Origin of the sequence: Pseudomonas prosekii (genome assembly GCF_900105155.1) — a bacterium.
GTDB lineage: Bacteria > Pseudomonadota > Gammaproteobacteria > Pseudomonadales > Pseudomonadaceae > Aquipseudomonas > Aquipseudomonas prosekii.
Window position 1 is genome coordinate 2,581,070 of sequence record NZ_LT629762.1, and the last position, 26,640, is coordinate 2,607,709.

The 26,640-nt window shown below is 55.4% G+C and carries 23 protein-coding genes; 10 read left to right on the plus strand and 13 right to left on the minus strand.

From position 1 onward, the window contains the following. The first annotated feature begins 165 nt into the window (after positions 1-165). From BLU01_RS27765 to BLU01_RS11790, 8 genes are all read left to right on the plus strand, one after another. Positions 166-324 (plus strand): hypothetical protein, encoded by a 159-nt coding sequence (locus tag BLU01_RS27765; protein ID WP_167370426.1) that lies wholly within the window; start codon positions 166-168, stop codon positions 322-324. Further along, complete coding sequence (locus BLU01_RS11760; RefSeq protein WP_092275156.1) at positions 321-611, plus strand: hypothetical protein; 291 nt, start codon at positions 321-323, stop codon at positions 609-611. Before BLU01_RS27765 ends, BLU01_RS11760 begins: the two co-directional genes overlap by 4 nt. Continuing rightward, on the plus strand, positions 608-892 hold the full coding sequence (locus BLU01_RS11765; protein WP_092275159.1) for a DUF3077 domain-containing protein: 285 nt from the start codon (positions 608-610) through the stop codon (positions 890-892). Before BLU01_RS11760 ends, BLU01_RS11765 begins: the two co-directional genes overlap by 4 nt. Then, the gene (locus BLU01_RS11770) at positions 885-3,767 is read left to right on the plus strand and encodes a DUF927 domain-containing protein (RefSeq protein WP_092275162.1); all 2,883 of its coding nucleotides are present in this window, start codon (positions 885-887) and stop codon (positions 3,765-3,767) included. Before BLU01_RS11765 ends, BLU01_RS11770 begins: the two co-directional genes overlap by 8 nt. A gap of 86 nt (positions 3,768-3,853) precedes the next feature. Continuing rightward, positions 3,854-4,687, plus strand: coding sequence for a chromosome segregation protein SMC (locus tag BLU01_RS11775; RefSeq protein ID WP_092275165.1), 834 nt, complete (start codon positions 3,854-3,856; stop codon positions 4,685-4,687). A gap of 43 nt (positions 4,688-4,730) precedes the next feature. Next, positions 4,731-5,090, plus strand: coding sequence for an IS66 family insertion sequence element accessory protein TnpB (gene tnpB / locus BLU01_RS11780; protein WP_231987099.1), 360 nt, complete (start codon positions 4,731-4,733; stop codon positions 5,088-5,090). Positions 5,091-5,106: 16 nt separating this feature from the next. Continuing rightward, positions 5,107-6,651: an IS66 family transposase gene (gene tnpC / locus BLU01_RS11785; RefSeq protein WP_092271806.1), complete on the plus strand. Its 1,545-nt coding sequence runs from the start codon at positions 5,107-5,109 to the stop codon at positions 6,649-6,651. A gap of 613 nt (positions 6,652-7,264) precedes the next feature. Then, positions 7,265-7,450, plus strand: a complete 186-nt coding sequence (locus tag BLU01_RS11790) for a hypothetical protein (protein WP_092275168.1) — start codon at positions 7,265-7,267, stop codon at positions 7,448-7,450. A gap of 144 nt (positions 7,451-7,594) precedes the next feature. Here BLU01_RS11790 and BLU01_RS11795 read toward each other — a convergent pair whose 3' ends face one another. The 6 genes from BLU01_RS11795 to BLU01_RS11820 form a co-directional block, all read right to left on the minus strand. Beyond that, complete coding sequence (locus BLU01_RS11795) at positions 7,595-9,571, minus strand: AAA family ATPase (protein ID WP_092275170.1); 1,977 nt, start codon at positions 9,569-9,571, stop codon at positions 7,595-7,597. A 2-nt stretch (positions 9,572-9,573) separates the two neighbouring features. Then, positions 9,574-10,101 carry an ABC-three component system middle component 4 gene (locus BLU01_RS11800; RefSeq protein ID WP_092275173.1) on the minus strand — a complete coding sequence of 176 codons (528 nt, stop codon included), beginning with the start codon at positions 10,099-10,101 and terminating at the stop codon, positions 9,574-9,576. Then, positions 10,091-11,323 (minus strand): ABC-three component system protein, encoded by a 1,233-nt coding sequence (locus BLU01_RS11805; protein ID WP_092275176.1) that lies wholly within the window; start codon positions 11,321-11,323, stop codon positions 10,091-10,093. Before BLU01_RS11805 ends, BLU01_RS11800 begins: the two co-directional genes overlap by 11 nt. Before the next feature lie 84 nt (positions 11,324-11,407). Further along, positions 11,408-13,303, minus strand: coding sequence for a UvrD-helicase domain-containing protein (locus BLU01_RS11810; protein ID WP_092275179.1), 1,896 nt, complete (start codon positions 13,301-13,303; stop codon positions 11,408-11,410). After that, complete coding sequence (locus tag BLU01_RS11815; RefSeq protein ID WP_197675583.1) at positions 13,300-15,282, minus strand: ATP-dependent nuclease; 1,983 nt, start codon at positions 15,280-15,282, stop codon at positions 13,300-13,302. The genes BLU01_RS11810 and BLU01_RS11815 overlap by 4 nt, the downstream gene beginning before the upstream one ends. A 935-nt stretch (positions 15,283-16,217) precedes the next feature. Beyond that, positions 16,218-17,300 carry a Shedu immune nuclease family protein gene (locus BLU01_RS11820; protein WP_092275182.1) on the minus strand — a complete coding sequence of 361 codons (1,083 nt, stop codon included), beginning with the start codon at positions 17,298-17,300 and terminating at the stop codon, positions 16,218-16,220. Positions 17,301-17,547: 247 nt separating this feature from the next. Here BLU01_RS11820 and BLU01_RS11825 point away from each other — a divergent pair, with 247 nt between their 5' ends. After that, positions 17,548-17,769, plus strand: coding sequence for a hypothetical protein (locus tag BLU01_RS11825; RefSeq protein WP_092275185.1), 222 nt, complete (start codon positions 17,548-17,550; stop codon positions 17,767-17,769). Between the two features lie 347 nt (positions 17,770-18,116). After that, positions 18,117-18,686 carry a hypothetical protein gene (locus BLU01_RS11830; RefSeq protein WP_092275188.1) on the plus strand — a complete coding sequence of 190 codons (570 nt, stop codon included), beginning with the start codon at positions 18,117-18,119 and terminating at the stop codon, positions 18,684-18,686. Between the two features lie 349 nt (positions 18,687-19,035). On the opposite strand, the gene BLU01_RS11835 is transcribed toward BLU01_RS11830, so the two are convergent. The 7 genes from BLU01_RS11835 to BLU01_RS11865 form a co-directional block, all read right to left on the minus strand. After that, a complete protein-coding gene (locus BLU01_RS11835) occupies positions 19,036-19,308 on the minus strand; it encodes a hypothetical protein (protein ID WP_092275191.1) in 273 nt (90 codons plus the stop codon). Positions 19,309-19,328: 20 nt separating this feature from the next. Next, complete coding sequence (locus BLU01_RS11840) at positions 19,329-19,928, minus strand: hypothetical protein (protein WP_092275194.1); 600 nt, start codon at positions 19,926-19,928, stop codon at positions 19,329-19,331. Further along, positions 19,925-20,506 carry an RNA polymerase sigma factor gene (locus BLU01_RS11845; RefSeq protein WP_092275196.1) on the minus strand — a complete coding sequence of 194 codons (582 nt, stop codon included), beginning with the start codon at positions 20,504-20,506 and terminating at the stop codon, positions 19,925-19,927. Before BLU01_RS11845 ends, BLU01_RS11840 begins: the two co-directional genes overlap by 4 nt. A gap of 16 nt (positions 20,507-20,522) precedes the next feature. Continuing rightward, positions 20,523-22,244 carry a vWA domain-containing protein gene (locus BLU01_RS11850; protein WP_092275199.1) on the minus strand — a complete coding sequence of 574 codons (1,722 nt, stop codon included), beginning with the start codon at positions 22,242-22,244 and terminating at the stop codon, positions 20,523-20,525. Between the two features lie 114 nt (positions 22,245-22,358). Beyond that, positions 22,359-23,717, minus strand: coding sequence for an OprD family outer membrane porin (locus tag BLU01_RS11855; protein WP_092275202.1), 1,359 nt, complete (start codon positions 23,715-23,717; stop codon positions 22,359-22,361). A 102-nt stretch (positions 23,718-23,819) separates the two neighbouring features. Continuing rightward, positions 23,820-25,214 (minus strand): amidase, encoded by a 1,395-nt coding sequence (locus BLU01_RS11860; RefSeq protein WP_092275205.1) that lies wholly within the window; start codon positions 25,212-25,214, stop codon positions 23,820-23,822. 51 nt (positions 25,215-25,265) lie between these two features. Then, positions 25,266-26,579 (minus strand): MFS transporter, encoded by a 1,314-nt coding sequence (locus BLU01_RS11865; RefSeq protein WP_092275208.1) that lies wholly within the window; start codon positions 26,577-26,579, stop codon positions 25,266-25,268. Positions 26,580-26,640: the final 61 nt, after the last annotated feature.

Here is a 26,640-nt window from a genome sequence, read left to right on the forward strand (position 1 = left end):
CTTTTTTTGTGCCCGCATTCCCGTGTTATGGCGGGTTGCGCAGGGACTCCTTCGGGAGTGCCGGGTTCCTATATCCCCGGTCCGCCAACCTTGTGCAATCCGTCACCCTTTCCTGCTTGGCGGCAGGAGGTGACGGCTCCCAATTTAGATATAGGAGCTTCACCCATGAACGGCCTCAATCCGTCCAAAAATCTCGCCGCGGCCCATCGTGCAATGGCTCTCGCCGCTTTACACGCCAACTCCAGCCTTGCTACACGCCTCACTCGCTACAATGCCCATATGGCCAAAGCCCGCGCTCTCGAAGCCGCAGGCGGTGCCCAATGAACCAAGCCTTGAGTTTCTCCTTACCCGAAGATCTGCTCGACGTCTGCAAAGATGCTGAGGCCGGCATTCCGATTGACGCTATCACCTGTGCCATTAACCGCGCCGACTCGGTACTGATCCTGCTCGAGGACCACTTCGAAAGCGCCAGCGACAGACCGCGTCTGGCCAATCACATCTTGGCGGCCGTTATTTGGGACGTGCGCGGCACCCTGGGCCTGATCAAAACCCTGACTCTGCACGGTGATGCGACGTCGACACCTCGGGTTAAAACCGGGGGTGCGCAATGAGCCCTCAGACCAACGTCACCACCCCAGGCGCGACCACGTTCGCGCAGTGCGGGCAGCCCCATCAGACGCTGTTTCGGCTCAGTGCCGGCGTCCCGGTATCCGACGCGCTTGAATACGCTTCCGACCTGCTGAACTGCGCGAATCGCATGACGCTCCTGGCCACCCACGGCGACAACACGGAACAGTGCGCGATGGCCGCTCATTACCTCAGTGAAATGGGTAAGGCAGTGATCGACGATGTGACCAGCGCCCTCCTGCGAATGGAGGCTGGCCATGACTAATAAGGCGCAACGCCCCAGCTTCGCCGACGTGAAAGCGGCTTCTCTGAAAGAGATCGACCGGGTACTTTCCCATTGGCTGCCCAACGGTAAACGCGTCGACGGCGGCAAGGAATACACCGCACCGAATCCAACCCGCACAGACAAGCGCGCCGGCTCGCTGAAGGTCAACTTGAGCAAAGGCACCTGGGCGGATTTTGCCACTGGAGACAAAGGCGGCGACCTGATCGATCTGGTGCACTATCTCGGCGGCGGCACCGACGTCGAGGCCTGCAACAAGTTGGCGGATCTGCTGCGCGTTACCGCTGGCGCGCCTCAATCGAAACCGAGCCCTAGCAAAAGCAAAATACCGGAATGGCTCGCCATACAGCCGATCCCTGCCGAGGCCATGAGCAAGTGCCCAGCCAAACACCGGCAACACGGTACGCCATCTAAAGTCTGGATTTACCGCGACGCTCAGGGCCAGCCAGTCATGGTGCTCTATCGCTTCGACTTGGGCCCGGATGAAGACGGCAAACCGCGTAAGGTGTTTGCCCCCTTGACCTGGTGCCAACGTGCCGATGGTCAAACGCAGCAATGGCGTTGGCAAGGCTTGCCTGAACCGCGTCCTTTGTTGCGCCTGGATGAACTGGAGCAACGCGCAGAGGTTCCGGTCATCCTGTGCGAAGGCGAAAAGGCCGCCGACGCCGCAGCGGAGCTGCTGCCCAGCTACGTGGCCACGAGCTGGCCGAATGGTTCGAACTCCTGGCACAAAGCCGACCTCACACCGCTCAAAGGTCGGACGGTGGTGTTGTGGCCAGACAACGACGCCAGCGGCAAAAGCTGCATGTGCGCCGTCGCGATGCATCTGCAAAAGATCGGCGCCGCGTCGGTGCGCATGATCGCCCTCGACGTCTTCAAACGTAAGGCCACATTCAAGAATGACCAACCAACCTTCGCCAAGGGTGGTCAATGGGATGACGGTGACGACGCGGCCGATGCGCAGGCCAAAGGCTGGACGGCGGCGCACTTCGCCGAGCTGGACCGCAGCGGTGAGTTGTTTGGCGTCGAGCCGGAGAAAGCACCAACCGAGCCATCCGAAGCCAAGACCAAGCCAACGACCAAACGTACCGCGAAACCCAAAAACGATCTGTTGCCCGGCGGCTTTCGCCTGACGCCCGAAGGCGTGTTTTATTCCGGTGACGATGGCGAGGCACGCCCGGTGTGTTCGCCGCTGGAGATCCTGGCGCGCACCCGAGATGCGCAGGGGCATAACTGGGGTTTGCTGGTCGAGTTCGACGATCCCGACGGGGCAAAAAAGCGCTGGAATATTCCGGCACGGACCATGACCGGCGACTTCGGCAAGGACGTGCTGGGTCCACTGGTGGACATGGGTTTGCGTCTGGCCGGCAGTCGCTCCGGCCGCAATGCCCGCAACGACCTGCAGAGTTACCTCGGCGGCTTCGACAGCGCCCAGCGCGCACGCTTGGTCACCCGTTTGGGCTGGCATGACAGCGCCTTCTTGCTGCCCGAACAACAGGTCGGCTTGCACACCGAACACCTGCACTTCTATGAGGCCGGCGCGCAGCTTCCGCCCATCAGCGAAGCCGGCACCCTGGAACAGTGGCAAGAGCAGATCGGCGCCTTGTGCATCGGCAATCACCGCTTGGCGTTTGTGGCCAGCGTGGCGTTTGCCGGTCCGCTGTTGCACATGCTCGGCCATGAGTCGGGCGGCTTTCATCTCTACGGAGACAGCTCGGGCGGCAAGACCACGCACCTGCAAGTGGCCGCCTCGATCTATGGTGGGCCGCGTCTGGTGCGCTCCTGGCGCTCGACCGATAACGCCTTGGAATCCATCGCCGCCGCGCACTCAGACGGGCTCCTGGTGCTGGATGAAATCGGCATGTGTGACCCGCGCATCATTGGCGAAACGGTGTACATGCTCGGCAACGGCACCGGTAAGGCTCGCGCCAATGATCGCGGCCAAGCCGCCCGCCAGGTGCAGGAGTGGCGTTTGCTGTTTCTCTCGACTGGCGAGAAGACCTTGGCGCAGCACATGGCGGAAGCCAACAAGGAACTGAAAGCCGGTATGGAAGTGCGCATGCTTGCCGTACCAGCGGATGCCAGCAAGGGCCTGGGCATGTTCGACGTACTGAACGGCTTTGATGACGCCGCCGCCCTCTCCGATGCACTCAAGGCACGGGTGGCCAAGTACTACGGCACACCGCTCACAGCCTTCCTGTCGGCCCTCTGTGAGCCCGGCAAGCGACATGGTTGGTCGGCGATCCTGCGCCACACCTTGGAGGGGTTCATCGCCAAGGCGCTACCTGCCTCGGCCAGCGGTCAGGCGCATCGTGCGGCGGCCCGTTTCGGTCTGGCCGCAGCAGCCGGCGAACTGGCCACCGCGATGGGAATTACCGGCTGGCCCGATGGCACCGCCACCACCGCAGCCCGGGTGTGCCTCAGTGCCTGGATGAATGAGCGCGGCGGTGCTGGCAACTTGGAAGGGGACGCGATCTTGGCGCGGTTGCGTCAGGTCATCGAGCGCTTCGGTGAAAGCCGTTTCACCCGCTGGGAGTCGGCCGCCGCGAAGATTGATGAGCACGGTCCACGCACCATTGACCGGCTGGGTTTTCGCAAGACGCTGGAGCATGGCCTCGGTGACGCGTTGCACACCACCAACACCTACTACGTGTTGCCGGAGGCTTGGCGCTCCGAGGTGTTCAAGGGCATGAACATCAACGCCGTGAACAAGGAGCTGATACGCCGAGGTGTTCTTGAGCCCGGGCCGGACGGCAAAGCCTCCTGCGCCGTCCGATTGCCCGGTCTGGGCACTCAGCGTTGCTATGTGGTGAAGACGATACCGGGGACGGATGAAAGCGAGGCACAGGCCGCCTGACGGTGAACCTGCTGACTGAGGTAGAGCCGGCTTAATCGGCCTCGCCAGCCACTGCGAACCCCAATTAAATCATCAGGACAAAACTCATGAACCGAATTGAACAACTGAAAGACGCACGCGCCAATAAAGTCATCGAAATGGAGGCGCTCAAAAAGGAAATACCACCTTTTGAGTCAGCGCTTCACAGCGAGGACGTTATTAACAACGGCCGAGAGAGCGCCGTCAGGCATGAAATCAGCAGTCGCCAAATCAAGATCGATTCGATCGATCATCAGATCTTCCAACTCGACCAAACGCTGGACCGCCTGGAGAAGCTGGCCAACCGAGAAAGCCTGATGGAAGGCTACATTACCGACATGGCGAACTGGATGGCGGATGAGCTGGAGCTTAACGATAAACGGAAAAGCCTGAGCACTCGCCTGGAGGAAATTCGTCAGCAAGCACAGGAAGAGATTACCAACGCACGGCATGCTGAAACTCAGGCGGCTACCGCTTACGCACAGGCCGTCGCGTGGGGCGACGTCGAGGGCGAAAAAGCAGCTAGCACCGACGCTCAGAAAGCCGCGAAAAACCTTACTACCGCCACTGAACAACATCGCCGCCAGCTCCTGATCATCACCGCCTTGGAGCAAGAGCTGGCCATCGTAGACCGACACATCAGCGAGGCTCAGGTAGAACACCAAAAAATTGAGGACACAGCCTTGCGGCTGGCCCACAACGCCCTGGAGGAAGCATGGAATGAAGCCGCCCAAGCGCTGCTAGATGTGGGAGGCAAGCTGTACGCCGCAGCTCGGCTGATAGGCCGCGACCCGGTATCCTTAATAAAGCTCGACATCCCCGAGCAGGGTGAAAACTTCGGCAGTTGGAGGTGGAGCGAACGTATCCGCTCCATGAACCCCACATTCCAAGCGGATAGCTGACGGCTGATGCTGTCCTCCCGATTTCCATCAGGAGTCCATCACCATGATGCGTCCCAATGCCAGCGTTGAAAAAGTGTACCTCTACCCAAAGCCGGTAGATTTTCGAAAGTCCATTGATGGCCTAGCTGCGCTAGTCGAACTGGATATCAAGGTCGCGGTGTTTGACCCCGTGCTCTTTGTTTTTCTGAATCGCCACCGTAATCGGGTCAAAGTGTTGTACTGGGAGCGTAACGGCTTCTGCCTTTGGCTCAAGCGCCTGGAGTCCGAGCGTTTTAAGACTTCACCCGAAGAGGTGGACGAGGCTATCGTGCTGACCGTCCAAGAACTGAACTGGCTACTGGATGGATTTGATCTCTGGCGCAACCGTCCACACAAGGTTTTAACGCCAAGATTCGTCGCCTGACGGGTATAATCCGGGCATGAATTTGATGCCCGAAGACCTCCCTGACGACCCTGTTCTGCTCAAGCAAATGTTGCTTGAGGCACTCAGTCGTCAGCAGGTAACGGCTGAGGCATACCAGACTCATATCGTCGATCTGAAAGAACAGATCAAGCTGCTGCGCGACCGTTTGTTCGGTCGCAAATCCGAGCAGACCGTTGAACCCAATACCCCTCAACTGGCGTTGTTCAACGAGCCCGAAAGCGAGCCGATGCCTTCAATCGGCGACGCTGACGAAGAAGTTGTTGCTCCGACTTCACGTCGTGGCAAGCGCAAGCCTCTGTCTGCTGATCTGCCGCGCATCGAAGTCATCCACGAACTTCCCGAGCACGAACTGACGTGTGCCTGTGGTTGCCGCAAGCATGTCGTCAGCGAAGAAACTAGCGAGCAGCTGGATATCGTGCCGATGCAAATCCGCGTGATCAAACACATCCGCAAAGTCTACGGGTGTCGTGGTTGTGAAGCGGCGCCGGTCACTGCTGACAAACCGGCTCAGTTGATCGAAAAGAGCATGGCCAGTCCGAGTGTCTTGGCGATGTTGTTGACCACTAAATACGTCGACGGCCTGCCGCTCCACCGATTTGAAACCGTACTTGCCCGTCATGGTGTGGACATCCCTCGCCAAACGTTGGCGCGCTGGGTCATCCAGTGCGGCGAGCACTTGCAACCGTTATTAAATCTGATGCGGGATCGGTTGCTGGAAAGCCCTGTCGTCCACTGTGATGAAACCCGCGTCCAGGTACTTAAAGAACCGGATCGAGACCCAACCAGCCAATCCTGGATGTGGGTGCAAGCCAGCGGGCCGCCGGCTCGAAAAGTCGTGCTGTTTGACTACACCTCCAGCCGTGCGCAGGAAGTGCCGTTGCGCCTGTTGGAAAGTTATCGTGGCTACGTCATGACCGATGATTACGCGGGTTACAACGCCTTGGCATTACAGCCCGGAGTGGAACGTCTGGCGTGCATGGCCCATGTGCGGCGCAAGTTTGTCGATGCTCAAAAGGTACAGCCCAAGGGCAAGGCGGGACGTGCCGATATCGCCCTGACGATGATCAACAAGCTGTACGGCATCGAGCGTGAACTAAAGGGCGTCAGTGACGAGCAACGATTTATCGGCAGACAGGAAAAGAGCCTGCCGATCCTAGCCCAGTTGAAAAGCTGGCTGGATAAAACTCAGTCCCAAGTGACGCCGCAAAGTGTGCTGGGCAAGGCGGTTAACTATCTTGCCAACAATTGGAGCCGGCTGGAGCGTTACGTGGAGGCCGGGTTTTTACCGATCGACAACAATGCGGCGGAACGCGCGATAAAGCCGTTTGTTATCGGTCGCAAGGCGTGGCTGTTCAGCGACACGGCCAAAGGCGCTACTGCCAGTGCTCAGATCTACAGCCTAGTGGAGACCGCCAAGGTCAACGGCCAAGAGCCTTATACGTGGCTACGCCACGTACTGGAGCAGTTACCACATGCGCAGTCGGTGGCAGACTATGAGGCACTGTTGCCGTGGAACTGCTCGCCAGAGATATCACGTTAAACCTGAACCCTAAACGTGGGGTGAGTGGATCGAATCGTATGCTAGGGAAGCCTCGACATCCTTTGGTGTACCGCCAAATCCACCCAGCACGTAATAGACTCGGTACGTTTTTTGGGCCTCCAAAGCCCTGTAAAAATATAAAATCCTACCCCCGGTACAAAAATAATCCTACCCCCGGTACAGGTCCAAAATGGCTCACATGAGCACAGATAGGGCGTGCTTCTGCATTTCCGTGGCATTGAAATGGCATTTAAATACCACAGAAATAGCGCGCATCTTTTGTGCCACCTGAAATACCTGGTCTTGGCATTTTTGTGCCATTGAAATAACCAAACTTTGACATTTTTGTGCCACCAAAATAGCTAAACATTGGCATTTTTATGCCAGCAAAATGGTAGGTGAGCTATTTATGTGCCACAGGTATAGAAATATGGCGCACCGCGTCTGGGATCAGGTGGTGACTTTGAGTGTGGGGTTCATGGAGCGTTTACGAGCGAACTGGCGGACCGTGGCCGCCAGCATCGCACGCGCGATCTGCTCTCGATGTAACTGCTGATTACCCCGAAACAGCCTGCAATCGCGGGCTGTTTAATTCACTCCAAGGATCGAAGCCATGAACGCAACGACACAAAACAGCTCATCCATATCCGAAGCGCTTAAAGCGAGAAAAGCCTACCTAACCGCCCTGGTCAAGCTCGTGGATACCCAAACCGGCAAAATCACAACTACGCAAAAGCTCACCATCACTGCAATGAGGGCAGAAATTGGACTAATCGAGCATAAGCTGAAAAAACGGTGATGAGGATAAACGGAAGCTCGCGAAGCTTCCGTTGCATTAAAGTTTGGCTGGCAGCTTCCAGGTAAGACCAGACGCTCCCCTACTGAGCCGCTCGCCAACTAGTGAGTGGGACAACTCTTAAATAACTGAACAGACAAACAGTACTTAGCGTTCGTCATAGTCATCAATCAGGCCCTTCGGCAGATCGTTGTCGCCCGCCGAGCTATAGTGAGCAACAATGTAAGGCTTATAATTTGAAACAAAGAACTCAGGCACGTCATTATCGACCAATATTATCTGGCAGTTTATGCCCTTCTTTTCTGCACGCCCTGCCAGCTCAAACATATATTCGTACATATTTTTGTATTTATCCGGATCTGAAATTCCTTCATCTGCGTCAGCTGCAGTATCAGTATCATCCTGATGCTTTGCTTTGGAGGTCTTTCCGAGGTATTTCCCTACAGTGTCAATAAGCAGAATTGCAGGATAATTAACTTCATTATCAATGGCGTACTCTAGAATCGCTAGGAATAGCCCAATTGAAGATATAGTGCGTAGGCCACCGGAAGTAATTGTCATGTATTCGCGATCACGGATTACCGGCAAGAAATTCTTTGAACTTACAGATATTCCTCGCCGATTTTTAATATTAACCTTCTTGAGAAATTTATTGAGATTATCAGAAAGATCAGACAGTACATTCACTAAGCTTGGCGCTGACTTCTTCAGTTCCTCTAGCCGCTCTTCCAAACTAACAACCACAGCATTACATTGCTCGTACTGATCATGAATGCTTTTTTGAGAATTTCTTATTTTAAGATTAACAACCAGTTGACTTCTAGACTGCCGCCTTGCCGATAACTCTTTAACCAGTGCATCTCTTTGGGTTAGGTAAGGAGTGATCATGCTTTCACTTTCAGTATCTAACAACTCACGAGCCTTGTTAAGATCCTCATGAACAGCAAAGTAGGCAGCGTTCGCCTCGCGTTGCTTTTCGGAAAGCTCAGAAATAAGCGATTGGATGCCCTTTCTTTTCTTCTTTAGCGAGTCAAACTCGTTCAAAAGCGGAGAAATTCCGCTGGAAACAAAGGGTTTAATTTCAGCAATGTCTTCAATTGGAGTATCGCATATAGGGCATGGCTGTGAAACCTTTGTAATTTCCCCTATCTTCTGATTTGCGGAGAGAGCTGCCTCAACTTTTCCTATATCGTTGTCGTAATCATTTTTTAAACGTACATAGCGATCTAGCTGAGCTCTTAAATTTGTTAACTCTTGAGACAGCCCTTTTTCATTGAGCGAAAGCATGTTGAAAGCGGCTTTATAAGACTCGTACTGACTAGAACTGGAAACCATTCTTGTATTAGTCTCGCCCAACTCCCTTTCTAGCTCAATAATAGTTTCATCAAGAGATGTTAGAGAATCATCGATTGAGGACTGACTCTCATAATCAGTCTCTCGCAAAAATTCAGAGACCGACTCATACTTATTTTTATAACGACGGGCCTCTTGAGATTGCTTAGAGATCTCCTGCTCTAACTCTGAAATACTGCTATCTAGAACATTGAAAATATATTTAAATACTTCTTTATTGGTCGAAAAGAGATTCCAGTTCGCCGAGTCCAGCAAATTTTTGCTGCCAACCTCATCTTGGTCAAGATATGAAAATTTATATAGATCTCGAAAGCTCAACCGCTTCAAATTTGAGTCAGCTTTAGAGGGTGATACTTTAACACTGATTTTTGGAAGTCCTAATGCCCCCATAAAAAAATCAGAGAGATATCCGTCTGGACCCTCCGTAGAACCAAATTTAGGTGCGTATTTTTTAGGATAGTTATTCGCGCACTCTGAAAAAATACAGCGATAAACCTCTACTAACGCAGTCGGCTTAAATACATCTCTCTTTATCGTGTATTCGATGCCATTTAGCCTGACTTCTAGCGCGGCGTATGTGATGGAGGATGATATTTCATCTGCCATTACAATGGATGAGGCACCAAGAAGATAGTTAACAAATTCCAGGATACTAGACTTTCCTGTATCAGAATCCCCATAGATTATATTGACACCTGGGGAAAATTGGATGCTGTAGTTTTTGCGGTGCCCGACCAAATGCAAAAAATCAATGTTCAGATAAGGATGCATAATCAATTCCCTTTGAGTAGCGTGTTCAACCAAGCATTGAGTTTTGTAGTGGGCTGAGATTGTAAAGGCCCTAGCTTGGATATAATTTCAATTAAAGAGCAAAAATAATTCTTGTTTGCCGCTTCGCCAGAGAGCGAGCAAGCAAAGTTATTTCCCATATCGGACAACGCATATCTAATGCTGTTGCTCTTGGCATCTCCCTCACACCTTAGAAATCCTAGAGCAGCAAGACGCTTTATCAGCAACTTGGCCTTGCGTCGATCAAAAAGTATATCTACATTACTAGACAGGCTCTCTATCGTGTAGGTTAGTCTTTTATCTAGAGGAGTACCTGGCTTGTCAGCAAGTCGCAATATTTTGCTGATTTTTGATGGATTTTTTATCAAATAAAGGAAAATTTGTATCTTTTCAAAGTCCAGAACTAAATTACCACGACCATTCTGAGCCATATTCAACAAAAGCAGGGCTAAAATTGCGGTGTTTAGATCAAACTCCTCATCAATTGGCAGATATGGAAGGCTACTGATCATGGTGATTTACCTTTTCCACCGCCTCTGTATGCAAATTTTTTAATGCTTCCAGGGTAGTAGCCTCGGACCAAACGACTCTTGTATCCGACTTGTTGGCCAACTGGTGAATCATTCCCATTTTGTGGCTGTCATTCAATTGGGAAAGAGTTGTTTTAAGATATCCATCTTGCGCGTCAAATATCTTCTTATGCACAGACTGCACTAGCTGAGTGGTGCTAGTGCCATTAGCTATGTGATATTCGTACTCGAGTCTATAAAGAGTTCTGATGTCCTCATAGAGTTTCTGAAGTAACTCACGATCATGATCACTAGAAAATATTTTTCTCGCCTCTTCGGCATTGAAAAAATACTCCTTGGCGCTGCCGGTCAATACCTCGGCCACCTCCGCGAGCATTAATTTAAGTACAAAGAACTGATCATCATACTGCTGATTGTCAATAAACTCTTTTTTCTCTAACTGCCCCGAGTGTTTTATCGCGAGTTCTTCGATAAAATTTACTACAGCGGTATAAACAGTCTGCTCGCTGTCTTTGGGTTTGCATATCCCAACATGATCTTCATTCACTGCCACCGCGTTCGCTTTTAGGGTGTCCGTAGGAATGGCGCTATTTTTTTCAACGATTATATCGTGCGCTCCGTAGATATACTTGACCTCCGGAGTAACGGTCGACTGACTCCACGACCGGTTTAACTTATCAATAGCTTCACCTAGAACTTTAAGATCACCGACATGAGCATTACTAGAAATCAAACTTGCAATACTTGCTGCTTTGGCTCCTTGGTGAGGAACAGCCAGGGATATAAAACCAGTAACAGGAGTCCGTCCGTCGTGTTCAATCTGTTGGAGAATGCAATACTTGGAGATCAACCCACCCATACTGTGGGCAATTATTATAATTTTCTTATATTTAGAAAAATTTACTGAGAACTCTGTCTTAAGAAGCTCTCCGATTTCTTCAATCGGAAGATTTTTCCTAAAAGATTTAAGCGATCCGAACAATCGCCCCATAATCGACTTGGACGTGCCATATATATTCGTGAATGTGGTGAAATAGTTAAAACACGCGATGTCAAAGCCATCGATACGTGGATCTACTAACAAAAGGGAAGGGAAGGAAACGTGCTCGTCATATGCCCATGTGCCCATTCCTCCTGTCAGGCCATGTACAAAAACCACAAGGCTTTTATTCTTGTCGCGACGTATCCACTCTACCATGCTCATTTGCGGTCTTTCCCTGTACTCCGGCTGGTTTGCTTGATGCTAGCACGACAGCATCTGGCCGAAAGACATCGGCCCGCTCAACGTTCAACGAATCTCGATTTCTTCCACTCCAGCGTCGGTCAGTAGCTGATACAGCTCGGAAACCCGATCACGTCTACCTCTGCCCGAGCAGAAAAGGAAGATTGCTCGCTGCTTAGCTCTCGACAGCGCAACGAAGAATGTAGCTATGCCTTCCGGGTTGCGCGGCGTATGACTCCACCATGATTGATCGTCAAGGCCGACGAAGAATACGGTGTCGTACTCGAGCCCCTTGCTCTTGTGAACGGTCATCATCGAGATGTCGTGCGTACCTAAAAACCGATCAATACAGGCTGACCAGGTCGTAGCCTCATAGGCTGATTGCTGCAGGTGCAGTGAAAACGCTTCAGTCATAATTTCGAGTAGATCGTTTCGTGTGTATGCAGCATAAGCAGCCGCCATGGCATTAACGTCCAAGAAAGTAAAAATCCGTCGTGCTATTTCAGCTGCAAACTCAGCCGTGGGCATTTGAACACGGACCTCTTGCCCGAGTGCGGCCAAGAAGCCCTGAATGTCCTGGTCAGTTCGATACCGTTGTATCTCGTCATCTTCGTCGACTCCGCGAACAGCATAAAGGGCCGAGGACAAGGTCGACCAAGCTGCAGCGCTACGCTCTCCGCTGGCTAATCGTAACGCTGCCAAAGCTATTGTAGCGGCCTCATCGACCATTAAATCCTGAACATTGGTTCGGCCAATCGCTTTGTTCTCGTTACGGATATTCAACCCAGCGGCTGTAAATATTGGCTGCAGTTCTTCCTCAAACTGATCAGCGCGCTGACGCACTAGGAGTACATAGTCTCTTGGTTGCTTCTGGCGGGTAACCAAATCCGCTGCTATCCACCGGGCAAGCTGTCGCCCTTCAACCACCGTTGAGCGAGAACTCCACACCTGAACCACATCCCTATCCAACTGGCCCACAGCTTGAGACTGGATTTGTGGCGACTGCGGATCCAGGGCCTGCGCCACGAAATGCTGAACACGCACTAGCTCCGGTGATGATCTGAAGTTGAAAAGCAGGTTGACCCGTTGCGCCCCAAAATCCGCCTCAAATTGTTCAAAGGCATCCTGACGTGCGCCGGCCCAGCCCATGATTCGCTGCTTATGATCTCCTACCGCAGTCACGACGGTCCCTGCTTGGCCAAAAGTGGAGAGTAGGAAATCGTATTGAGCGAACGATGTATCTTGGAACTCGTCCACAAACACGTAGGGGTAGGTCATACGCAGCGCACGCGCAATCTTAGGATTCGCTCGAATAATCAACTCAGCCAACCGATTCAACGTCACGAACGAGAGTCTGGACACATTAGTGCCGTACAACTGTTGTCGCAGCCACTGATAGGCAGCTAGCTGCTCGGCTGTGGTCGGCTGCAGGAGTGCGTCCACTGTCAGACGACTGCCACCTATCGCTTCTGCCTCAAATCGCTCAGCAGAAAGCTGCGCAATTCTGGGTTGCCATTCCGCTGGAGCCGTAAATCGAATGCGGTTCAACTCTTCTTGCACTATTCGCCGAGAGGGGAAACCTATTTCATAGGGGCGTGTAGGACGCCAATGCTCCGGAATCGCAGCTTGGAAACGATCGACAAGACTTTTGGTGAACGCATCAAACGTAAGGGAGATGAAGCGCCCGGCCAGCTCAGGAGGACAGCGCTTGCGAACACGAGCAGCGAGATTGGCTGCCGCATCCGTCTTGAACGAGATAGCAAGAATCTGCTGCGGTGCTTTGCACAGCCCCGTCTCCAATAGGTAAGCCGCGCGCTGCGCTAAAAATTCCGACTTTCCAGCGCCAGGACCTGCGACCACAGAGGTGGACTCCGTGCGGCGCAGGGCGATCCAAGCATTGGGTTCCAGGTTGGGTATACCGCGAGGTAGCCATACTTCAGGCGTCAGGGGTCTCCAGCTCATTGCTGCTCAGCCTGATCTAAGGCTGCGCGAACCCTCGCCAACAATCGCTGTAAAGGCTCGGGTACCGCAGCCACCAAATCAGCGGGTGTGACTTGGCTCAAAACCCTCACATGAGTGCTGGGTTTTCCACGCCCCAAGAAGAGATACCGATACCACCGCAGATCATTGTCTTCTTCAGCACCGTAGAACGCTGGAGAGCCTTCTGCGCCTAGGACCGCCTCTCGAGGCTCCCCTGCCCCAGCCGGCCCACGCATCCCAGGCTCGAGAGCCCGATACGCTATTGGATAGGCTTTGAGCATGGTGTAATCCAAGTCGAGCGGGTCTGAAAAAAATACGTGAAAGCGTTCTAGCCACTGTGTCCATCGGCGTAGGGCGCCAATATCAGAAGCCTCAGTAGCGGAAATCTCTGCCAGATTTTGTTCTGGGCCTCCCTCTCGTAGAATTTCTGCAAAGACCTGCTGTGGCGAATACCCGATGTTCAGTAACTGCTCGCAAGCAGTCCTAATACGTCCAAAACCTCCACCGCTTCGTCCCCAATCCAGATCCAGTAAAGTCGCGTAGGGTACTTGGAGGTTACCAAGTAATTTCCATAGGTGATTCACGTGGCGCCCACCCAAGGGCACCACAGCAACGAATGATCTATCGATGGGGAAGTCCATCGCTTTAGCCAAAAGGGGTATCACTACTTCTTCAGTGGCACCCTCGCCAAGTATCACGTAGCGCGCAAAGTACAATTCAGGGTAGGCCCGCACAGCCTCTCGAACGAACTTAGAAGCCTCTTCGTCCCCGATTGGCATACTTATCTGGCGAACTTCGGTGCAGCGGCTTCCCTGGTTCAACTGGAAGTGCCGCACACTAGATGGCTCCACCCGAGCGAGGATGCTGGGCGAGTGGCTGGAGACTATCGCTTGGGCATTCAACCCTGCGGCTACTTCTTCCACCTGTTTGATGATGCGAGATAGATAAAACGGAGCCAGATTATTCTCCGGCTCCTCAAGGGCAACGATAGTCAGCGCTGGCAACGCTACACCGGCACCAGCGAAGCCCGGCGGTGCATTGTCACCCGCAAGCCGCGCCTCAATATCCAGCGTGGCTGAAACCATGGCCATATGGAACAACGAGCGCTGACCGTCGCTGAGATCCTCAAGTGCCCGGTCTTGCCCATCTTCGGCGGGATGGAACACCACCTCAACCCGACGAATAAATTCCTGCCAACGGGTGTCGACGGGGCGGAAGAACGGCGTGGTATCGGTGCCAGCAGAATGAAGCTGTCGCCATCGCCGAGTCACTGCGGAACAGATACTGTCTACGGCCGCCTCAGCTGAGAACGCCTGATTCACGGCAGTGCCTGCATCGGTTAATGAGTCCTTAACCTGCGGCGACCAACTGATTGCGCGCCAGAGTCGACCGCGGATAAAGGAGGTTACCTGAGAGGCACCGTCCCGCGTCGCTGGAATGTAGATGAGTTGGATACGCGAACGATCAGAGCCACGAAGTTGATGAAGGTCACTGTCTTCGAAGTTACCGAACGTCTGTACAGCGCAATAGGACTCTTCGATCGCACCGTCCAGGGTTCCATCATCTGTCCATGTTGCCTGCAGTCTCAGACGGACCTTGAGATTGCCATTTTCCTCGGCAGCCATGTTCTTGAAGAACGCTGGCACTGCAGCGTTATCCGCATCGCCATCTAATTCGGGGAATGCAACGATGGCTTCAATCACAAGCGTGCGAGCCAAAGCCCGTTCATCCTCATTGCGGGGGATGTGGAAGTCTTGCTTGCGCAACCGCCGCTGCTCTGACGTCACGCCAAACATCCGCTGTAAGGCCTGCATCACCGCAGTCTTGCCAGTACCGTTATCGCCGACAAACGCTACGAGGCTAGGTCCTAGGACAACGTGGACTTGCTGAGGGCCGAAACAACGAAAGTTCTCCAGACCTAGACGTTCGATGTGCATGCGATCTTCCTGATAGCCTTTCATGAAAGCCGCCTCCATTGGCGATCAATGAGAGGCAGCCATGCTTCCACGCAGCTGACAGCGTAGCACTCAAAAACGATCCTGGTAGCGACCGGCCCTGAACTTGATAGACACATTCGAAATGACTGCTTTTTGGCCCAGATTGCGGTCTATGGTTGACCCAAATTTGTAAACACTGCCGTAACACCTAATGGGTTTGTAACACCCAATGCACGTGATAAATGAACAGCGTGTAACACCAAATAAATCCAATAAAATCAATATGTTAATGTCATGTGCAACACCTGTAACACCTGTAACACGCCTTTTCGAGCCCCACACCCCATTGGTGACTGAGCCGCCAGCGAAAACAATACTGGCTTCGTATCGACTAATGCAGAATTCGAGCGCTGAGTCACCGAAGGCCAGGACGCTTGCGAGCATGCTGTCTCCCAACAACGAACGGGAGATACATCGACCGGGGCACCGACATCGCCTGGGACCCTGGGGATGTTTGGTGGGTACGGGGTCGGAAACCCGCCGGACTTTGTTAGCGGACAGGTGCCCAGCTTAGTGAACAGGTGAACCGGGTGAACGCACAGTTCACCAGTGCAATTGCACAAGATGTTGGACGGTCGCCGGGGACCCTGAGCATTTCTGAATGACACGGGGCAAAGAACCCGCGCGATCTTGGTAGTGGCTGATTTTTCTACATTGGTTTACAGGTTGACTCGGTTGACAGCTCGGCGTGTGCGTAATCAGCAACACAAAGGGTCATCATTACCGATGCGGTAATGATGACCCTTTTTCAACCGAATTCTTTCAATTTCAATGACTGAAATTTCAGTAACTTTGGAAGTCTCCCACTAACTCAGTCACGCGGGTTTCATGCCCCGTGTAACAGTAAATACCTCAGGGTCCCCGGCGACTTTCGGAAGCTGGAGGAGGTGCTTTTTCAATCAGGGTCGCTGGAGCCTGCGTACCCAGGTGTCCCAAGACTCAACTCGAATCGGGGGCACCATCTCACGTTCATAAGCGTACCTCTTATCGCTCTCCAAACGATCATCGACAGTCCTACCACCTATGAGGACTGTTCGAATGTTGATTTCTTTCTGAGGATCGACCTGAAGCCTTCCGTAAGGCCCAACAAATGCGCCGTGGACCTGCTCGCCCCTCTCAGCCTGCGCCCTAAGAGAATGGACATGGTCCCTAAAAGAACAGCCGCTTTTGTAGATATGGCTGATTCGGTCCCTGACCTGAGCCGCAGCTTGGTTTACTTTGTGATTGAATGCCTTGTAGTGATCAGCATTTAGCAGATTGAAATTCGCACCCTTCACTTCTATCAGGATCACCTCCATACGAGATCGACCCGTAAAAACAACGAAGTCCACGTGCCCATCACCGACTGGAAACTCTGCGAAGCAAATGTACTCATCATCGGGTTTGGCATATGCCTCACCAAAAATAGAGAGGTCTCGCTTTAGAAGACGTTGGATTTCTCGCTCTCCCGCCCCGGTTTCAATTAGCTCTTCAATCTCCGCCTTGGAAACCATCGCCTCTGCTATTTCGAGGCGTCGCTTGATGACCGACTGACTTTGCTGCCAGGGAGAATCTTTGAACGGATCACGTGAAAAGCGCAGTTGGTCCGCTCGATAAATTATCCGATAGTTCTGCTCGCTTCGTTCGTTTAGCTCCTCCGGTGTGCATCCCAACAGTTCCAAAACTTCTGGTCTACTTATGGGCTTCCACCGCGCGCCCCGTAGGGAGCTAAGGCTCACAACTTCAAACCTATCATCAAGGGGGTCTTTACGTTCAGAGTGGTCAATGTAAATCGCGTCCCCCAAGACAATGCCCAAGTTTTGAAGAGACGGGATGATCCGCTCGACCGCATTGCTGACTGACATGCCGTCGTTTTTTCGATCCAGTTCGGTAAGCAGTACGATAGTGCCCGAGCCTGTCACGAAAGACCTCACTCGACAAAGACCGCAATCTAACCCACCGAATCCATCTGGATAATTGTGAACAATATCAATAACTTTCATTTGGGCTCCTTGCTAATCCCCAGCTCCATAAAAAACGTGGGTTGAAATGATGACTTGCTTGGCAGAAGAGGATAACCGTCTTGGCAAGGTAGTAAAGCAACGCTCTGGCGACTGAGGGGAGCAGTTTTTTGCGGAACGCACGCTAGCCCCCTCATACCGATTTTTTGTCTACATACACCTAGACTCACAATCGCAAAAAAAGACTCAAAACATATCAGTCGAATGACTCTGCACCTGGAGAACGCTCATGGAAGATACCTCGCTACTCGCATCACTGCTAAAGCGCATGAATGAGAACCAGCTGGCATTAGGGGCTGCTATTGAGGAGCTGTCGAACTGGGTTGAGCAGCGGGGATCTACAGAAGTAGCCCAGAACATTCGAGGGGCACTGGACACCCTGGATGAAAATTCAGGGTTCATTACCCTGGCCCTCGCATCACTGGCGGCAGAAGGTCGAACAAAAAAATGAATATACGCACTTGATCACAGCCTAGCGCCAACCATCCGGTGGCGCTTTACTAGGTGCCGATACAAAGAAAATACTCCCCAGAAGCGTTCGGCGTGTATGCCCACGTGTATGCCTAACCGGTACCCAACCACAAAAGCCCAGCAAACGCAGCACTCTGGCCCGCCAGTTCAAACGACGCCTGGGCACCATATAGAAGAAACGAGAAAGCCTCAGGCCGTTAGGGACTGGGGCTTTTTTGTGGGTGCTCGTTAATAAGCAATTCGTAACACAGTGCAGCGCCGAGAGCCGCATTCGGTGTGGCTTTATTCAGTTAACATCGCCGGCTATTACTTGCTCGAGGAACGAGCTTGCCAGCATTCCACGTGGACTCCATCCAACATTGGAAACCTTTCGGCCATGACGGGATATCGTATGACTTGGGCCATTTAGACAGCCACGAAGTCACTTTCCGGAAGGATGAAGCCAGGGAAGCAATCCGCTTCGTCGTCACCTATGGCTTGCACTGTTTCACTAAAGACAACACCGAGCACAATATTCCACTGATGTACGCAGACGGCCGTGAAAGTCAGTTTATTTGCCTTGAGCGCTACGAAGCCTCTAAGAAACTGCGGGGTTTTCTGGAAAAACTCGCCAGCGCTACGGTCTATCTGACGCAAGGCGAAAGTTTTTTCACACTGGATGTGATGAACAACGCCAGCGGCGAGATTGAGCCGTTCAAGATCTGCATGGCCATCTTCCGGGAAAACCGCGTATTGCGAATCCATGTGACCAGCGCGTTCTTTGTACGATTGGGGGAAGGTTCGCCTGGAGTGCGGGTCAAAAAGAAGGGATTCAGCATTTTCAAGGTGGCTGCAGACACTCAAGCAAAGCCGAAGGGCCAGTGTCCGAAAGAAGTCCGGAACCGGCATGCAAAATAAAAAACCGACAGCCCAGAAACGGCGAATCCCTCTCGAGGAGGGATTCTCAGCCGTCGAAAACACATGGATTTCGACGGGGCAGGTCGTTCTCGCGTCGCGCTCGGCGAACTGGTTTCCCAGTAACGGGGTGCGATCCTTTCGGATCCCTGTAACCACCCTGCGGTACACGACTAAGTCGCCGGCCAATGGTAGAGAAACCACAGTGACTATGTCAACCAAGCGGAATAGTCGGCCGAAGTCGTTGACCGAATCCCTTTCCGGAAAGCGACGCAACGATGCTCAAAAAGCCCTGACTTGCCAACCGTGGATTCCCCGAACCTGATAAAAAACCGCCTAAGCGGTTTTTTTATCATTCAGTCGTCCAATCAAACTCGTCATATTCCTCATCGTCCTCGTCCCCCTCCTCCAACACCTCTTCCTCAACGGCCTCTTCCTCGGGAACGCTTCCTTCCTGCTTATTCAGCAGAAACTCCTTGCGACTCTCAATTATCCCCCGCCTCAACTCTTCCCCTTTCTTCGGGCAGTTGAGCATTTGGGCGATGCGATCGATTTTTTTCGCCACGGCTTCCTCCAACGCATCGGCTATGCCCCGATAGTGCGCGCTTTCGGGGCTTGATGCCAAATGGCTGGAGGGGCCGGGCCTCAGTTTTTCTTCAGGGCTTTGAGTTTGGCGGTGAGGTTTTCGTCCGGGAAACGCTGGTGCAATGTCTTCAACAGCTCATCGGCAGCCTGGGTTTGACCCGCGTTTTGCAGGCGAATCACTTCACGGAGTTGCTCGTCGAGCGGCTTCAGCGGCGCAGTCGCACGTTTGCTGACTTTGGCCTCGTCAGCCATGGGCGCACTGAGCGATTCACTTTGCGCAGGCGCGGCGAGTTCGGCCATTGGCGCAGCGGGGGCCGGCGCGGCGAGGGAGCGTGCGACGGGCGCTGGAGCCTCTTTCCTGGCCGAAAACGACGAGGTTTTCGGTGCGGGAGCGGCGTCGTACTGCAGTTCTTGCTCCGGCGTGCGCTGCACCAATGTGACCATCAACGCCACGCCGACGAGGCTGGCAAACGCCACTTGCCAACGGGGTTTCTGGCAGGCCTGGACCCAGCGTTGCCACAGACTTTGCTTCTGTGGCGGGACTTCGCGATGGGCGGTAGCAAGGATGAAGGCATCCAGATGTGCCGGCGGTTCACCAGTCGTTTGTTGGCGAAAATGCTCGATCACGGGATCATCTTTAGGGGAGCGGGCGTCAGTCATGTCAGTACCTCCTCGGCCAGCAGCCGACGCAGTTTTTGCTGGGCGTAGCGCAAGCGGCTTTTGACGGTTTCCAGCGGTGTTTCGGTGAGGGTGGCGATTTGCGGCAGGTCGAGGTCGCCATGGGCGCGCAGCAGGAACACTTCGCGCTGGTCGGCGGGCAGGGTTTGCAGGGCGGTTTCGAGGCGCTGTGTGTCGCGGCTCAGGCTCAGCAGTTGTTCGGGGTCGGTGGCGGTGTCGATCACGGCGTGGGCCTGTTCGTCGTAGCTGTCGTGCAAAGGGTTGTGGATGCCATGTTTGCGCCAGTGATCGATCAGTCGATTGCGGGCAATCTGGTAAAGCCATGTACGAAAGTTCGCCCGGCCTTGTGGCTGACTGGTGCTGCGGATCAAGCTCAGCCAAGTGTCCTGGTAAACCTCTTCGGCCAGTTCGGCTTTGCCGCTGAGGCCGAGGAGGAATCGATAGAGCCCTTGGCGATGGCGGGCGTACAAGGTTTCGAACGCCGGGCCGTCACCGCCGCGATAACGCGCCAGCAGCGATTCGTCGCTGCTGGCGGAAGTGCTCAATTCAGGAGCGGTCATTTCGCTGAGGTTCCTTTCACTCGATGCGGTTGGCGTTGGCATTGGCATTGGCGGATGCAGCCGACGCCGTGGACGTGCGCAGGCTCCGCGCCAACTCGACCAATTGCACAAACTCGGCGCGCAGGCCAAAGCGATCATCGCCACGAGCGCCACGGGCCAGGGCCTCGGTGTCTTTAAGGCTGAAATCGCCGGTGTAGCGGCCGTCCTTCAGTTGCTGGGAAAACGCCGCCACGGCCGCCGCGAATCGCAGGTCATCACTGGCGGGCGCTGAGCTAGAGGTAATCGGCCGCTCGATCAAGCGACTTTTCCCACCTTCTGGCAATTGATATCGCACGCGCAACATGGCCATTTCCTCGGGTTTCCCGGCAACAGCGGCTACAGAATTGCCATAACGCAGCGGCTCCAACCACCCTTTCTCGCCCGCAGGAACAATTTCATACAACGCCGTCACCGTATGCCCTGCACCAATTTCACCGGCATCGACCTTGTCGTTACTAAAATCCTCACGCTTCAACGCGCGGTTTTCATAGCCCAACAGGCGATATTCGCTGACCTGCGCCGGGTTGAACTCGACTTGCAGCTTGACGTTTTTTGCCACCACGTCGAGGGTCGAACCAAGCTGGTCCACCAGCACTTTGCGCGCTTCACGCAGGTTGTCGATGTAGGCGTAATTGCCGTCGCCGGCATCGGCCAGTTGTTCCATCAGGTGTTCATTGTAGTTATCCACACCAAAACCCAGGGTGGTCAGGGAAACACCAGTTTTGCGTTTATCCACAGCCATTTGCTTGAGGCTGTCGAAGTCGCTGATGCCGACGTTGAAGTCGCCGTCAGTGGCCAGCAGGATGCGGTTGATGCCTTTGGGGATAAAGGCCTGTTGCGCCATCTGATACGCGAGCTCGATGCCTGACGCGCCAGCGGTTGAGCCACCGGCGGTTAATTGGTCGATGGCTGTACGAATTTTCGCTTTGTCGCGTCCGGAAGTCGGTTCGAGGACAACGCGCGATTCGCCGGCATATACCACTAGCGACACCCGATCTTGTTCGCGCAGTTGATCGACGAGCAATTTCAGCGTGCTTTTGACCATCGGCAAACCTTCGCGGCGGTCCATCGAACCGGACACATCGACCAGAAACACCAGGTTGGCCGGCGCCAGTTCGGCGACCGCGCGGTCCGAAGCCTTGATGCCGATGCGCAGCAAACGCGTGTGCGGGTTCCACGGCGACGGCGCCAGTTCGGTGGTCACCCCGAACGGCGAGCCATCGGTGGGCAGGGCGTAATCGTAGGGAAAGTAATTGACCATTTCCTCCAGGCGCACCGCGCCGTCGGGCGGCAGGCGTCCCTGATTGAGCAAGCGGCGCACGTTGGCGTAGGCGCCGGTATCGACGTCGGCGCTGAAGGTCGACACCGGGGTTTCGGCGACGCTGTGAATCGGGTTGTCGGCCAGCGCTTGATATTGCTCGCGTTGCTCATCGCGATAGCCCGGCGCAGCAGGCTCGGGCGCATACATCGCCATCGGCGCCGCGCGCACGCTGCGTTTGGCCACGCTGGCATCCGCCATCACCGCCTCATGCTGCACCGCCGGTTGAGTTTTCGACTCAGCCTGCGCCGGTGACGGTGACGGCGGCGCAACGACCGCCGAATCAGGTTTGGAAGAAACACCGCAACCGGCAACGGCCAGCAGCAAACCGATGGCGAAACCGTGGGTGGCCGGGCGCAGGAAGTGCAGAGGGAGGGACATGGTGGGCTGACCTCAGGAGGAAATTGATCCATTCATCCTCTGAGACGGAGCGCCCGACCGGTTCGGGTTAAAGCGCTGAAAAAGAATTTCAGCGCCGGCCACAGGCGACGCGAGCTAAAACAGCGTGAACGGCACATTCGCCACCAGGCGAAACTCGTCATAGCTGCCGTCAATCTGCCCGCCACTCTCTCGATGGTTGTAAACGATGCTGCGCAGCACCGCGTTTTTCAGCGCGCCGGATTGCACCACGTAAGCCAGCATCAGACCGTTTTCGTTGTGTTTGGCGCCGTCCAGCCCGCGCACGTTGTAGCCGGTGTTGCGGCCGTCGCGGTCGCCGTTGTAATGGCTGCCGTCGATGCCCCAGCCCTTGGCGTGCCAGAGGCTGGCGGTCAGTCCCGGGATGCCATACGCGGCGAAGTCGAGGTCGTAGCGCAGTTGCCAGGATTTTTCGTTCGGGCCGTTGTAGTCGGAGTACAGCGAGTTGGCCATGTAATTGCCGGTGGATTCCCAGACATAGTCGAAGTATTCGTCGCCGAACACCTGCTGCCACGCGGCGGTCAAGCCATGCGCGCCGTGGGACGCAGTGACGGCGAGGCTGTAGGCGTCGTTGTCGATGAAACCCAGGTGCTGTTCGCCCTGATCGCGGGTGCGGTAATAGTTGAGGCTGGTCTTCAGCGCCAAGTGCGCGCGGTCGCCTGCCAGGTGAGTCGCGCCCAGATAATATTGCTGCCACATGTCTTCGAATCGCGAGCCGTACGCGCTCACTGTCAGGCCGTAGGGTGACTTCGCGGTGGCGCCCAAATAACTGATGCGCGAGCCGCTGTAGGCGCGGTTGCCGAACGTGGTGGTCAGCCGTTCGCTGCCGGTGCCGGTGCGCGGGATGACGCGCTCGAAGCTGCCTGCCTGCAGCGCCAGCCAGTCGAGTTCGTTGCTGTTCAGCGCGATGCCCTGAAACGTCGAGGGCAAGGCGCGGTTGTCTTTGTAGCGCAGGACCGGATTCTCGGTGAGCATCCGCCCGGCCTTCAATTCGGTGCTCGACACCCGCAACCGCAGATCGCCGACGCCCAAGCGGCTCCAGCTCGGCACGGCGTCGCCATCGCTGTCGACCAGCACGCGGTCCCCGCCGTTGGCCACCGCGCCGTGGCCGCGCTCGAGGGTCACGGCGCTGAACAGCGAGGCATCGACGCCAAATCCGACCAGGCCTTGGGTGTAACCGGAGCTGTAATTGAGCATGCCGGTTTGCACCCACGTGTCGCGTTCGCGTGTCGGTTGGGCGACGCCGTGTTTTTTGATCACCAGATGCGTGCTGCGCTGCGTGTGCTGATTGGAATAATAGTGACGCAGGTTCAGGCCCAGATGGCTGCCGTCGATAAAGCCCGGCGCCTGATCCTGAGGTGCCACCGGTTCAGCGGCCCAGCCGGGCTGAACGACGGCCAGCAGCAGGGGCAACGTGCGAAAGAAATGTGCGTGCATGAAAAAACGCCTGTAAAGAAATCCCGCGCCGCTCACGCACCTGGCGTTCGAGCGGTCGCGATTCAGAAGGGATCAGCTTGTGAGGAATCAGCCAAGCAGCGATCAGCGGGACGGCGCGGTCGGCCAGTGCTTGATCGGCCCGCGCCAGTCTTCGTAAGCCTTGGCGCATTGCAGCAACCATTGATCGGCGAAGCGCGGCGCGATCATTTGCAGGCCGATCGGCATGCCTTGGTCGGTGAATCCGCAATTGATCGACAACGCTGGTTGCTCGCCCATGTTCCACGGCAAGGTGAACACGATGTGTTCGAACGGCTGACGCGGATCGTTGCTCGGCGACGGCCAGTGCGCGGGGAAGCTGCTGACCTGATTGGTCGGTGACAGCACCAGGTCCAGATCGCCGAACAACCGTGCGCAGCGGCGGCGGATTTCGAAGGTTTGGTTGAAGCCTTCGACCGCTTGCACCGCGCTCATCGTCGCTGCCGGCGCCGCCCAGTCTTCGATGTACGGCAAGACCCGTTCCCGTTGCGCCGCGCTCAGGGTTTGCAGTTGTGACAACTGCCGAGCGCGCCAGAAATCGTCGAGACCGTCGAGCAGTTGACGATCCATCAACGGCCCGATCAAACGCACCTCGGCGCCGTTTTCCGCGAACAACTGCGCGGCGTTGCGCACGGCGTCGCACACCTGCGCTTCGGGCTGAAGGCCGCAGCCGGGGTCGAGCATCAAGCCGATTTTCAAGCCTTTGAACGATGGCGTTGCCAGGCTCCAGTCCAGTGCCTGCGGCGGCAGGCTGGTGGCGTCGCGCGAATCGGCCTGCGCCAGATAACGCATCATCAACGCGCAATCTTCGACGGTGCGGGTCATCGGCCCGGCGCAGCGGCCGGTGTAATACGGGTCGATGGGGATTCGCCCAAGGCTCGGTTTGAATCCGACCAAACCGCACCAGCCTGCCGGCAGTCGGACCGAACCGCCGATGTCCGTGCCGACGTGCAGCGGACCGTAACCGGCGGCTGCGGCGGCGGCTGCACCGGCACTCGAACCGCCGGGGTTTTGCTCAAGATCCCAAGGATTGCGGGTAATCCCGTGAAAACTCGAAAGCCCTGACGACAGCATGCCGAAGTCCGGCACTGTGGTTTTGCCGAGGATAATCGCCCCGGCCTCACGCAAGCGCGCGGCGGGCGGCGCATCTGCGGTTGCCGCGACCAGCGCGGTGGCGGCGCTGCCCTGAGGAATGCAATCGCCAGCGGTGGCGATCAATTCCTTGAGTGTCACCGGCACGCCGTCCAGCGCTCCGTTTGGCGCGCCTTTGCTCCAGCGCTCGCTGGATGCGCGCGCCTGCTCAAGTACGCGCTGCGGATCAAACGCATAAAGCGCCGCGATACTCGGCTCCCAACGCTCAATGTGCGCCAGCAAGTGGTCGAAATATTCCAGCGGCGACAACGTGCGGCTGGCATACATCGCCAACAGTTGCGCGGCGGACAAATCCTGTAAATCGCTCATCGAATAGCCATCCTTGCCAAACTTTTTTTGCGCTTCTGCGACGTACTTGCCTTAGCGCTCCGCCAGCAACGCCTGGCCGTTATCGGCAGATTGCCGTCCGCCAAAGAACCCGGCGCACGCGACGCCGACCGCGCCCATCACCATGCAATACGCCACGCACACCCACGGGCTCCACGGCATCAGCGCGATCAACAGCAACGGCGTGGTGCTCGCCCACAGCGCGTAGGCAATATTGTAGGTAAAGGAAATGCCCGACACGCGGATGTGCGCCGGAAACAGGCTGACCATCACCGACGGCACCGCGCCGACCACCCCGCAGCTCAAGCCGGCCAGCGCATACGCCAGGCCCAGCCACGCACCGCCGCTGATCAGGCAGGCATAAAGCAGGGCGATGCCGATCGGCAACAGCACGCTGTAGAGCATGACCGTGCGCCAGGCGCCGATACGGTCGACGATCAGCCCGGCCAGCACGCAGCCGATGTTGAGGAAAACGATGCCCAGGCTGCTCAGCGCGAAGGTATGGCTGGGGCTCATGCCGAAGCTTTTTTGCATGACCGTCGGGGTGATCACCACCAGCACCACCACCGCAGACGTCAGCACGCAAGTGAGGATCATCGCCGGCAGCAGCATGTGCCGGTGCTCGCGCAACACCGTGCGCAACGGCAACTCGGCGTCCGCCTCGCGACGAGCCTGCAGGGCCATGAACACCGGTGTTTCACTGAGCCAGCGGCGCAACCAGACGCCGATCACGCCAAACACGCCGCCCAGCAGAAACGGCAGGCGCCAGGCGTAATCGAGGATCTCGGCGGCGGTGAACACTTGCGCCAACAGGGTCGCGGTCAACGCGCCGAGCAGATAACCAAACGTCAGCCCGGCCTGCAAAAACCCCAGCGCATAACCACGGTGGCCGGCAGGCGCGTGCTCGGCGACGAACACCCACGCGCTCGGCACTTCGCCGCCGACCGCCGCGCCTTGCAGCACCCGCAGCAACAGCAGCAGCAACGGTGCGAAATAACCGATCTGTTCGTAGGTCGGCATGATGCCGATCAACAGGCACGGCAGCGCCATCATCAGAATGCTCAGGCTGAACACGCGTTTGCGGCCCAACTGATCGGCGAAGTGCGCCATCAGGATGCCGCCCAGCGGACGCGCCAGGTAACCGGTGACGAAGATGCCGAAGCTTTGCAGCAAGCGCAGCCATTCGGGCATTTCCGGCGGGAAAAACAGTTGGCTGAGGGTCAGCGCAAAAAACACGAAAATGATGAAGTCGTAGATTTCCAGCGCGCCGCCGAGGGCCGCAAGCCCTAGGGTCTTGTAGTCAGCCTTGGAAAACTGATGGGCTCGCGAATCAGTAAGGGCAGTCATGGGCAAACTCTGAACAGTCTATAGAGGACGACGCCCGGCAATTTCAGCAATCGCTCAAGCC